The sequence below is a fragment of the Pseudoalteromonas sp. J2K-J599 genome (assembly GCF_059295115.2).
This window is the reverse complement of sequence record NZ_CM200272.1, coordinates 232,045-244,608: the sequence shown is the minus strand read 5'-3', so window position 1 is coordinate 244,608 and position 12,564 is coordinate 232,045. Positions and strand designations below refer to the sequence as shown.

9 protein-coding genes are annotated in these 12,564 nt (G+C 36.6%); 2 read left to right on the top strand and 7 right to left on the bottom strand.

The annotated features are described in order from the left end of the window. Positions 1-69: 69 nt before the first annotated feature. The 7 genes from AC5NT5_RS17895 to tagH are packed head-to-tail and all read right to left on the bottom strand — an operon-like array spanning position 70 to position 9,528. Positions 70-867, bottom strand: a complete 798-nt coding sequence (locus AC5NT5_RS17895; RefSeq protein WP_024595081.1) for a PP2C family protein-serine/threonine phosphatase — start codon at positions 865-867, stop codon at positions 70-72. Continuing rightward, positions 860-1,588, bottom strand: a complete 729-nt coding sequence (gene tagF, locus AC5NT5_RS17890) for a type VI secretion system-associated protein TagF (protein ID WP_182671928.1) — start codon at positions 1,586-1,588, stop codon at positions 860-862. The genes AC5NT5_RS17895 and tagF overlap by 8 nt, the downstream gene beginning before the upstream one ends. Next, positions 1,570-5,082, bottom strand: coding sequence for a type VI secretion system membrane subunit TssM (tssM, locus tag AC5NT5_RS17885; RefSeq protein WP_182755894.1), 3,513 nt, complete (start codon positions 5,080-5,082; stop codon positions 1,570-1,572). Before tssM ends, tagF begins: the two co-directional genes overlap by 19 nt. Positions 5,083-5,091: 9 nt before the next feature. Then, positions 5,092-6,372, bottom strand: coding sequence for a type VI secretion system protein TssL, long form (gene tssL, locus AC5NT5_RS17880; protein WP_182671926.1), 1,281 nt, complete (start codon positions 6,370-6,372; stop codon positions 5,092-5,094). Positions 6,373-6,393: 21 nt separating this feature from the next. Next, entirely contained in the window at positions 6,394-7,722 is a 1,329-nt protein-coding gene (tssK, locus tag AC5NT5_RS17875) for a type VI secretion system baseplate subunit TssK (RefSeq protein WP_182737674.1), read from the bottom strand. A gap of 15 nt (positions 7,723-7,737) precedes the next feature. Next, positions 7,738-8,202, bottom strand: a complete 465-nt coding sequence (tssJ, locus tag AC5NT5_RS17870) for a type VI secretion system lipoprotein TssJ (RefSeq protein WP_182671924.1) — start codon at positions 8,200-8,202, stop codon at positions 7,738-7,740. Between the two features lie 15 nt (positions 8,203-8,217). Continuing rightward, positions 8,218-9,528: a type VI secretion system-associated FHA domain protein TagH gene (tagH, locus tag AC5NT5_RS17865; RefSeq protein WP_494513681.1), complete on the bottom strand. Its 1,311-nt coding sequence runs from the start codon at positions 9,526-9,528 to the stop codon at positions 8,218-8,220. 493 nt (positions 9,529-10,021) lie between these two features. Between tagH and AC5NT5_RS17860 the strand changes: the two genes are divergently transcribed. After that, positions 10,022-11,995: a serine/threonine protein kinase gene (locus AC5NT5_RS17860; RefSeq protein WP_024595402.1), complete on the top strand. Its 1,974-nt coding sequence runs from the start codon at positions 10,022-10,024 to the stop codon at positions 11,993-11,995. Positions 11,996-12,164: 169 nt separating this feature from the next. Beyond that, complete coding sequence (locus AC5NT5_RS17855) at positions 12,165-12,521, top strand: PEGA domain-containing protein (RefSeq protein ID WP_024595403.1); 357 nt, start codon at positions 12,165-12,167, stop codon at positions 12,519-12,521. The last annotated feature ends 43 nt before the right edge of the window (positions 12,522-12,564 follow it).

Genomic DNA, 12,564 nt, shown 5'->3' with positions numbered 1-12,564 from the left:
AATTAATAGATGTAATTAAAGTAAAAACTCAAATATAAAATACAAACCAAATTTTTTAACTTAAAATCGTTATTTAGAAAAAAGCGGGATAGTAGCTTCATCTTGAATGTTGAATGTTTCTGATTTATGACCAGCGTATCCTTCATCGTACTTAATTAAAATACAGGTCACATTATCTCTTGCACCTCTAACTAATGATGAATGCATAAGCGCCATACCAGAATCAATAATGCTACTAGGCTCTAGCGATAAACATATGTCTTCATCAGACAACTCACCGGTGAGCCCATCTGAACAAAGTAAAAATATATCGCCCGTTTTTACTTCATTTTGAATAACATCTACTTTTACATCCGCAGTAACACCCACAGCTCTTGTGATTACATTTGATAATGGATGTGTCTTGGCTTCTTCTACTGAAATAATCCCTTCATCAATTAAATCGTTTACTTGGCTGTGATCTCGCGATATCTGCTTAAGTTGGCCATCTCGAAGCATATAAGCTCGACTATCACCAACCCACAAAACATAGTACTTATTATTTTTAAGAAATAAGGCAGTAACTGTACTTCCTGCGGTTTTGCTACCTAAATATTGGGCGCTATATTCGTTTAATTGCCTATTCGCATCTTCAATGGCTTCAACTATGTGAGATACTTCAAGCTTCTCAAGTGGTAGCTCTTCAACTTTTGCTCTTATTACATCTACAACAAGCTGACTGGCAACTTCACCTGCTTCGTGACCTCCCATCCCATCTGCGACAACCCATAAGTTATGGTTATTTATCTCTACATGCGCATCTTCGTTAAGCTGCCTCACTGCGCCTCGGTGGGTAATTGCATAACTTGTACTAAACTTGCTAATCACTATTTTTTACCTGTGTAAAGTTCCATTCCCAGTGTTTCCACCTTCCATCTAACATTGCTGCAACTTGATTTACCGCAGGCAAGCCAGGCGTTATGAGTACCATAGGCTTTATATTATAAGAGCCATGTGTCCACCAAACGCTGTAATCACCGTGTTTTTTTAACAAAAGAGCATGCATTGCATCTTGGAGGACTTGACTTGATAACTCATCACCTGAGAACTCAAATGCTTCTGCACTTTTATTTTTATCTACAGAATTTAAAAAACTAACCTGCTTTTTAACTCCTGCTATAGAGCTTAGAGACTTAGCAACCTCTTTACGCCAAGAGAATAAATCAACCGAACTATCAAGCACTTTTAATACAGTGTCTTCATACTCTAAAGAAAACACACCTGAGTTTAAAACATCTATAGGTGCAAATTCTAATGTGCTAGCAACTGTGAAGGGATAGTGTCTACCTACTGCGTCCATACTCGGTAATAGAGTCCCCATAACGCCTTTGTCACCAACAATGTTTGGCGATAATGCAAAGTGCCATACTGGTCCAATTAAGTAATTATCTTGCCATACTTCACCTAGCTGTTCTTTACTCACTGCAATGGCTGCTTGCAGCCACTGCTCCCAATGCTCTGAAAACTCTTTCGAAACGCTATCTTGTACAAAATCACCTAAACTAGGTACTTTGCCAAGATAACCAATATTTATAATCGGGTCGGACATGAAAACTTCTCTACACTTTTATTCCAAAATGGATGCCTGATTGATTTAGGCAATAACTCGACTTTCGCATTGTTTCCCATGAGTGAAAAATGTAACTCTAAGTCTTCACGTGTTTTTGCTCTTTTAGCACTTAACTCGTCTAACATGCGATATAGCGACCATTCACCTTGGTAAGTTGTATTTATAGAACGACCACCATTTGGAGGAGTAAATACAACTCGTGTTTTACTCTGGCCACTTGCTCCAGGCCATACAAAATTTGTTACTCTAAGTGGACCATGCCTGTAAGTCATTGACTGACCGTCAATTTCGAGCATAAAGCTAGAGATGGTACGGTCTAATTCTAATGGTTTTAAGCCAAACTCAATTCTTGGTGTTGCACTTCCGCCATCAAAAAAGACTGTTTGAATTTGATTCGCCAGTTCAAACATCGCTAATGTATCTCGGCTAATACCTATATCTTTTTCAAATTTCCATGGCGTTGAGCTCATATCTACACTTGGCGCAATATAATTGGTGAAAAAGCTATCAATTGTTCCACCTGGGCCGAAAAATCGAGTGAAATCTTTCATATTCACTTCTTTTTCTGCGTATGGAGAAAACGGATAACGGCCAACAATTGCAGCGTTATATTCGCGTAGCACCTTACTTTTCCACATCTCGTTTAAATGTCTGTTGGCACTATTTTTAGTTATGTTACTAGTATCTCTACTTATATCTAACAGCCAACTATTAAACGGGTAAGGTAAATCTCGACTTTGAAACTCAAGCTGACGAATAAAGCTAGGCTTACTTTTACCGCTAATTTGGTCTTTAATTGACGACTTTAATTGATCGCCTCTATCAAGTTTGGTTAAGTAAACGTTTAACTCTCTTAGATTTTTCTGAATATTATCTAATTGTTGAGCATCAATTTTTATTACATCTTCAAAGGCTTCTTCAACTTGGTGACCCGGTAATTTAATATCAAATTTAGGGGCTTCGTCAGGTAAAAATCGCTTGATACGATTAGCTTTGGTTTGCATAGCTATTTCAGCAGCATTTGCTGCAACTTTACCTGCAGCCTTTTGGTTATCAGATACTGGTAATTTAGTTAGCTGCACATTTTTTTGTACTGCTGTGATAATATTTTTAATAGGCGCTTCAGAGCCTGCTAAGGCATCAGTAATATTAACCCCCTCAGCCGGAGAGCTATATTGATTCAGGCTCAGATCATCAATAAATGATTGCCAATAATAGATATAATCTTGAAAGTATCGCTGCTCTAGTTTCTTCTCAATCTCATCTTTAGAAATATCGTAAGTGCCCGTTGCCTCTTCACCATACACCCAGCTACTTGCCATTAAATTGCCAAGCATTTTACTTTTCTCTACATTAAAAATGCCGTGAAAACCATTAAATGTATATAAGCCAGGGATACTTCGCGTAAGCTCACCGTCATTTCTAAAAGTAAATTTTTGCGCACTTTCAAAACTAATAATGTCTGTAAGCCTAAATGGCGGAATACTGCTATCTAGGAAGTCGGCTTGTAATCGTTGATATGCTCGCTCAGCAATTGGTAGCTTAGTTAGCTCAGCTCGCGCAACACGCACTGCTTGATTATCAATTTCAATTTGGCTTACACCATTTTCAAGTAATGTAGCTACATGCTCCATCAGCTCTACTCTGGTTTGCATATTTTTATCGCCTGGTAAGTTACGCTCTAAATAAGCGTTAAACCAAACCGTTATATCTTCACTTTCAAAGTATTCAGGCTGAAACAACATGAGGTAACACTTAAGTGTTTCGTATAAATAACTTAAGTGCTCAGGATGAGCTTCCATTTCTTTAATTAAGGTACTTGCAATAAACGGTTCTAAATACGTTTGTAATGAACGGTCGTAGGCTTGTGTAGAAGCCATTTTTATTTCATTTAGTTTATCAAACCCAATTGATTTAGACTCTTGTGTATTAACAAGTTCAGGGTTGCTTGCAGGTAAGTTTCTAAGAGCCTTTAATCTGTCGTTTAGTACTAGTAAGTTATTACGGTCAAATGAGGCTGTATCAAGCTCTTGGTACGTTGCAATCGCATCTTCAGTCTCTGAAATTAAGTTACTATTCCAAGCAAAACTAAAGTACCACGATGTTGAAAAACCAAATAAAGCTATGCATGCAAGCGATATGCTACCAACACGAAGCCATTTATTTTGCTTGTCATGATGTTTGTTAGTGCTTGCTAAGTTTTGCTCTGGAAAAATTACACCTTCTAATACGTTCTTTATAAAAAAGCTTTTAGATTGGTTAATGTATCCAGATTCACCTGCGTTTGCTTCGTTTAAAAAGCTAGATGGGGTACCCTCTTGCGTTGCACTTGTGAGGTAAACACCACGAAACATTGGTAGTTCTTCGTATGCATTAGGAGTGAATATTTCTTTTAAAAAAGCATCTCCTACACCTTGTAAAACACGAAGCTGCCTAGGGAATTCAAATATCTTAGCGCGAATTTCTTCGTTTCTTTCATTAATTAATCTACGATTTAACATTTCAGTTAATTTAGAAATTAATGAGTGAAATTCTTTGTTGAAAGCATCTACTTGCGTGTCTTTATCTAAATCAAGTTCAAAGGTTACGCCCCAAACCTGCTCACACTCTTCTTCGGTTAATTCGCCAAAAAACTCTCTAAAACCTTCAATTAAATCAACTTTAGAAAAAATAACGTAAACAGGAAAGGTCATGCCTAATTGGCTTTGCAGCTCTTGTAAGCGCTGTTTAATAGCACGAGCATGTAGGTTTCTCTCAGTTTTGGTCTGGCTCATCAGCTCAGAAATACCCATACTGATCATTACACCATTAATAGGCCTAAGAGGACGGTACTTACGAAGTAATCCTAAAAAGCCTTCCCATGCACGTGAATCATGCTTTGCATGACTGCTTTGCGTTGTGTAGCGCCCAGCTGTATCAATTAAAACTGCTTTATTAGTAAACCACCAATCACAATTACGAGTACCGCCAACACCATGAACCAAGTCAACACCTAGTTTGTCTTTTAGCGGGTAATCAAGTCCTGAGTTATGAATTACGGTAGTTTTACCAGCCCCTGGTGGGCCTATCATTATGTACCATGGCAACTGGTAAATATTTTTACCTTTGAACAGCTTTACGTCTTTTAAAAGATCGATAGCTTCGTTCATTCGCGTTTTAAGCGTAGTAATTTCTTCATTTACTTCAGAGCTATTTGTATCGTTATTACTATCAATTAACTCATCAGCCATTTTTTCGTCTCGTTTGCTTTGTTGCACAAGACGATAAATTTTAGACACAGAAAAAACCAATAAAACCAATATAATAGTAAACAGTCTTGCTGCAATACTTTGTAGTGGTACATAGTCAGCTATCGCGATTAATGGGCCGCCAAACCAAATTAATAATGATAAAGCTAAAAAGCCAATAATTAGCATTGCCGTACGAGATGTAAGTGCGTAGGTCACTTTTTTTATTTTTTGTGAAAAACTCATTTCAGCCTCTTAAAATAATAAATCGATTTCAATTCGTCGGTTTAGTGACCGAGAAGCTGAATCTGAATTACTGGCAATAGGCTCTGCTGCGCCCTTACCTTCGGGCCATAAACGCCCACTGAGGTTTGTACTTTTAGCCATAGAGTTTGCAACTTGCGTTGCGCGCGCTAAAGAAAGGTGCCAATTAGAAGGGTACTTATCAGTTCTAATTGGTGTGTCATCTGTATGGCCGGTTATTAAAATACGTCCTTTGGTTCCTTCAAGGCTTAACGCTAGTTTTTCTAAAATAGGCTGAAATGAAGGTAACAATTTAGAGTCACCTTGATTAAAAAGGCTCTCACTATTAATTGAGATTCTGATCCTATCGATATTTTTCTTTATCGTCACAATCCCCATTTGAATCTCAGTTTGTAATAGCTGCTCTAGTACAAGTAACTGCTGATCTTTTTTATCTACTGCTTGGTCTTCAGCTACAGGATGAATGATTGCAAGCTTGTCACTAACAGCCATAACATCATCATTTAGCTTCATATTTATAAATAAATAAACGGTAAGTAAAAGTAAGCCTAAAACAGAAAAAATAACCCACAATGGCACCTGATTTCTTAATTCTACGCCAGCGGCTACTCTTTGTTTCCAGTTAGGAGAAAGCTTATTATTGATTGGCCCATCTAATTGATTTAATAAGTGGTACATTTGTGAGCGGTATTCTTCTACTTTATTGTCACCCACAGTATCTAGTCTGTACTTACCTTTAAAACCTAAATTTAAACAGTGGTATTGCAGCTCTAAAAAGGCTTTGTGTTGCTCAGGCTGGGTCAATGCATTATCAAGTAAAGTATAAAAGTACTCACCGCCAAAAGTTTCTTTATGAAATGTCGAAAGCAAGCTTTCGTCAGCCCATTCCATAGAGCTCCATTTAGAGTTTAAAACTGATTCATCTAAAATTGCACATAAACAATAACGAGAGTTTTTGATTACATCTTTTGATAAATTTTGATTACGTAGTTCGACTTCAAAACGTTTGATAGCCTCTACACATCGATGCTTTAACGCAGCTAAGTTAGTCATCTCAACTGATTTTCTAATTGAAATAACCAAAGAGAAACAGTCTGTTGCGGCTTCCATTAATGGGTTTCTAAATATAGAAACCTTTGCATTACTAGGAATACTACTTGCAACAGGCTCAACAGACATGACTGTTTTGTCTGGATCATTATCTACTTGAGGATTATTTGAGGCATCACGCCCTAATCGACCAGGACGTGGTTTTATAATGGTTTCGTCCATTGAAACTCTTCCTTTTAAAAGTTAAGTTCTTATTGCCCACAGGCTTAGTTGTAACTCGGGGTAATTTCCTGACAAGTGGATAGCAATACCACCACTTGAATGAAGTTTAGCCCAATGCTCGCCATGTTTATTTAATTCAAAATAATGAAAACCTGCATGGTAAGGAATTTGACGCGGTGCCGTTGGTAAGTTACTGATTGTAATACCTGGGATTTGATTATTTACTAAATCTCGGATTGTCTCAACACTACCAATTTTAATTTGAGAAGGTAATATCTTACGAAGCTCCTCGTGAGGAACACTGGCTTTAATAGCCAATACAAATTGACCTGAGCTAAGTACTGATTTGTCTTTGAGCGCACCAAAAGAAATACCAAACTTGCTTTGCTCTAACTTTATTTCTGTAGCAGTTTGCTCAATTACATGACTTAAAGATTGGTATAAAAAGTTTACTACTTCACTAAATACTGGGCCTAAGTTTTTATGATCGTACTTAGGTAATTTAGGCACTCTTTTGTTTACTGTACTAAAAGTAGATAACTCACCAGCAAGCTCTATTAGACGTGTATAAAGAACGCTTGGATGAAGATTATTAACTGATAATAAGTTTTCAAAAACAGCGTCATACTTGTTTAATGTTTGCAGCATAATAAAATCAGCTACAGAGGTACTTCCCGCATAACCTTGGCACAATCTAACAGCAATACTCTCTGAGCGCTGCTTGATCATTGAGCCAATCTCTCTCACTAAACCAAGTAATGGCTTACACTGACCGACTTTTAACGATGCTGGTATATACTTTGGATCGAGCTTAATTTGACCTTCACTGCTAACTTCAACAATGCGTGCAAGTGGCAATAATATATAGCCTGCATGGTCGTCTGATGACAATACTAACTTACTAAATACCTTAGCTACTTGAATAATTTCTTGAGCTTGTGCACCTAAAGAGTCATCACTTACAGATAAGTCGTTTAGTTTATAACGCGTAACAATATCCTCATCTAAAGATGAAATATTAATACCACTGGCTTTTAGTGCCGGAACCGCTAAATAAATTATTTCATCATAAACATCTTTGCCCACCACTAAAGGCTCAGGCAAAGAGGTAGATTGAGGCATATCGATAGGTAGCAAATCAGGGGTAATAGCTGACAATGACTCAATAGCAAATTGGCCTGAGCTTAATAGCTGAGTATCGATACTTATATCAAGTATGCCCCAAGGATCTGCTAAATTCCCATTACAAATTTGCTTAATTAAATGCGAAAAATGCTTATCTGACTGCTGAAAGTGTTGCGGCCTTAAGAACATTCCTTCGGTCCAGGCAACACGAGTGTTATCACTCATTGTACAAATCCTTTTTTACTGCTCTCTCATGTATGTAGCAATTGCTTCAACATTTACATCTATATCGTCATAGCCAGTTGGGTCAACTTCGATTACAGCTCTCCATCGTGCTTGATCGATATTTCTGTACGCGACAACAACACCAACATATCGTGTATTGCGGTTTAAGCTCATTTTATATTCTTGAACAGAGTTTGGCTGTAATTCTAATTCATCTTTTTTTAATAAGTCTGGGCCTAATAGTTTTTCAGGTGTTTCATACAGGCTAAAGAAATCCTGAGTATCAAAAATTGTTCTCGAGCTAAGCTCAAAAATTTTCATTACTACCGGCGAAGGTCTATCTGACGTGTCTGGATTTACATTTTTAGACACATTAATTTTTAGATCCGTAGAAGGAGGCACAAACTTATTAACAGTTGAACAACCCATGGCTAAAAACAGTAAACTGAAACTCATTAAAAAGAGCTTAAATTTGTTCATTATCTACTTTCCTTTCTAGAACGATTCTTTAATTCTATCGTTGTATGCTTTTAAGAAATCATCTGACAACGCCATAGCTCCCTTACTATTTACATCATGAGATAACTCATCATATAAATTTTTGTATAGCTTCCAGCACTTAGCCTCTGTTTGACCAGGGATGATTTTTAATACGTTAGAATTATCATTTATTTGTTGATTTATATGTTGGGGAGAAACTTGCTCTAACATCCCTTTTAATACGCCGTCAGCTCCTGCTAATAAAGCATGTTCATGTCTTCGCGTATCAACAAAGCTTTCTTTGATTGATTCTTGAGACGACAGGAAGCTTGCACTATTTCTGATGAATAAATTCTGAATAACGTCATCAATATCTGCCGAAAACTTAATTGGGTTATTTTGTTGAGTTTGAAACATCGTTTGGTTTAAACGCAATTGGTTTTTTACAAGCGCTCTTTGGCGAAGAGACTCCATCAACTCGGTCAGTAATAGATTTAACCCTTGGCCCATTTCAAACCAAAGTTCTTGTGAGTTTAATGAATTTTGCAACTCAGCTTTGACCCCCAGCCCGTTCAAAAAAGCATCAGTTAAAGCGGTATCTTCACTAGGCGATGTTGGATTTTTTTGCACTACTGGTTTAGGAGCAGGCTTTACTGCTTGAGGTTTAGTTACAGGCGTATCTAGTACTGGTGTATTAACTGAAGTTTGCTGCTCAACAGCTGGCTTTTGTTGTGGCTTACTTACAACAGGTGCTTGTTGAGTTACAGCTTCTGGGTTCATTAAGTGAGCAAGCTCATCCCAGTTTTCCGGTATTTGGTTAGCTGAATTAATGTCACTGGCCTGAGTCATAGAAACTGCAGGCATAGACTCATCCATTATTGATTCATTAAAATACTGTTCTGGCTCAGAAAAATGCTCCGTAGGATGCTGATAAGATCTTTCTGGCTCTTTGCTAATACTAGCTGCAGCGCTTAAATTACCATAATCGGTGTCAGGTGTTTTTTCATTAGTAGCTAATTTTACCTCTATCTGAAAATCACCCACAGTGATCGTATCACTATTTGACAAGCGTTGTTTATTGCCTTGACCTAATGGAGCTACACCAAAATTTACAAAAGTACCATTTGTAGATGTATCGTAAACATAAAAAGAGTCGCCCTCTTTAACTATGCGTCCGTGCTTACTAGAAATGATTTTTTCAGGATCAGGAAAATGCCAATCACATGCTTCTGAACGGCCAAATATTAGAGAGTCTTTTACTGTTTTAGTTGCTTCAATTTCTGGAGAGAGTCTATGATAACTAGTGATGTTTAGTATCAGTTCCATTTGATAAGTTAGTCCCATAAATCTACATTCTCATTAGGATAAAGTAGAAGAGAAACTATTGTCAACATTGAAATTAATATATAAAAATATACTCAACCATACAAAAGCTCAAATTTAAATAAATTAAATTAAACAAAACCTATATAAAAAAGCCCTTTCAAAGCTTACAAAAGATATTTTGTATGTTCCCATTTAAAAAATTGCTATTTAATAATTAGCATTACATTTTATTCATTTTAAGCCCCTAGAAGTGTTACAAAACAATGCCTGTAGGCTTACGCTGTTTATAAAAATAAACTGTAAATAAACGATATTTCAATAATTAATATAAAAGCCCTTAATTTTTTAAAGTTTTGTACGAAAGTTCTGCTTTAGAAACATTGCTAAGTTGGCTAATTTTTGTAAAAATACAGCGCTTATCAAAGGGAGAATTGATAAAAATAAAAAACTCACCTTTGCGATTATTTTAATATACACAATAAAAGGATTTATAATGAGCGGTGTCAACAGTTCTAATGATAAAACGCAGATAGCTTCGCTTGACTCAAATCTTCGCACGTCAAAAGCAATAAATAAATTAAACCTTATTGGTAAAAAAGTATCGGATCGCTACTTAGTTGAAGAACTTATTGGCCAAGGTGGCATGTGTTACATTTACCGAGCCAGAGATTTATTTTTAGAAAGTGCGAGTCGTCCTGAAGTTTTCGTAGCGATTAAAGTATTATTAGAAGAGTTTTCTCATTCTGAAGAAGCTATTTCACTTCTTAAGGATGAAACAACTAAAACACAACAGCTCTCCCATCCAAATATTGTAAAAGTATATTCTGCAGGTTCTGATAACGGTTTACATTACGTAACCATGGAATTAGTAGAAGGCGAAACGCTAGAGCAAATAATTAAACGCAACAAACCCTCTGGAATGGTTTTCAAAAAAGCGAGCGTGATTCTTAATCAACTTGCCGATGCTTTAATTTATGCCCATTCTCGTGGCGTCATTCATAACGATTTAAAGCCATCGAATATAATCTTCGATTCAAATGGTAGCCTCAAGGTACTTGACTTTGGTATTGCTAAACACAAAACCATTGAAGATGCCTATGCAGTTAATAGTGAATCAAGCCTAGGCACTGTAGGTGGTTATACGCCAACCTATGCAAGTCCTGAACAATTAAAAGGTGCTGCAGCATCCGTTAAAGATGACGTTTTTTCTTATGCGTGTATTGCCCTAGAGTTATTAAGTAGCAAACATCCATATAATCGTGTTGCAGCAGACACACTCCCTAAAGATACATCGGCAAAACGTCCTAGTAACTGCCCTTTATGGTTATGGGGCACACTTAATAAAGCAATTTCTTTAGATGCAGCAAAAAGAACTGATTCGTTAAAGCCTGTTTTAGATAAGCTTCAAAGTAACTTTAAACCGGCAATAGCACTTGCAGCCAGTACTGTTGTGTTAGCCCTTTTGGCTGGTCAGTACTATCTATCAAATACAAATAATATAAAGCAGCTTGAAGCAAAATTAGATAATGCAAAAGCAATTAACCAACAAGTAGAAACATGGATGTCTTGGGATGGGCCGGAGATTCTAAACAAGCTTGCAGAAATTCCACCTCAATACGAGGTATTAAAACAGGGATTATTAAGATCTAATCAAGCTAATATTCTACAAAGTTTTGATTACAGAGCGAATCAAATCAATACAAGCGCTAACAAGTTTAAAGACTTTGATGAAACAATTAATGTTTATAGTAAAGCCTTGGAGTATTACCCAGATTCAGAAAAGCTATCGGTACAACTCGAAAGCATTTTAAGAGAGCGTCAATCAATAATCTCAGATATTACTTCTCGTATTGATTTGTTACTTGAGCAATCTCGCTATAGTGAACTAGACAATAATAGTATTCCACAATTAATCAATGATTTAAGTGTAGTCGATAGCACCTACGTTTATCGCCCGTCTGAAGTGCATTTTGATAACTATAAACTTGCCTTAGATAAAGCGATTGAAGAAGATGATGTTATCACGCAAAAATCTTTACTTAATGTTGGTAAAGCTATTTTCACCAATAATCAAAAAAATGAACTTGGCTTTGCAGACCTTCTAAAAAGAGAGTCGGCGATAGATGCTTTAACGCTTTACCAAAAGAAAGTAAACCTAGGTGAACCAGCTGATTTTCCTACTGAAGATGCCGTCGTATTTTACGGTCCTAGATTTGATAGATACACACAAAAACTAGAGACGATTGAAGAGTACAGAGATTTATTAGATTTTGAAGAATTAATCAATACCGAGTCTGCAACATTACCTAAAGACTTTTCATTACTCGTTTCTTTAAAACAAGAATTATCTAGACGTTATATCACTATGGCAAATACGTTAATGAAAAGAAAGATGTACCGTACAGCAGAGCAACTAGTTGAAAGAAGCGAAGCTATTACTCAGTCTCTTGATAATGTAATGCTTTAAAAACTATTTATTGCGAGAGCATCACCAAATAACTAAAAATATATTAAACTAACAAACGTTTTGTTTTAACAAACGAAGGTCAAGGACGACGGGTTGAGCGATCATTTTGCATAAACTCCTCCAAGATTTTTCGTAATTATCACTATTTAAATGAGTTTATGGAGTACCTATGAAAAAGATAAGCGCACTAGCGGCATTACTAATACTAAGTGGTTGTTCAACTACATCGTCTGTAGATGAAACGCAGCAACTTGCAAAAGAAGAAGCAGTTCAAGTACAAGAAGAAATTGTCGAAGCTGTAGCACCTATTTCATTAACTGTAATCACTAATCCTAGTGATGCACGCGTACGCATTATGAACATTGCGCCTGTGTACCAAGATGCCATTGAACTTAAAGAAGGTAAGTACGACGTTGAAGTAAGCAAGCCAGGTTACTTAACTTACCGCAAGTGGGTTGTAGTCGATAAAAAGACAATTTTAACAGTAAATTTAGATGAAGTAGCAGCAACTGAAGCGGCTAACTAGTCCAGTATCTAAACTTTAATTATGCCTTTAAACATTTCACATG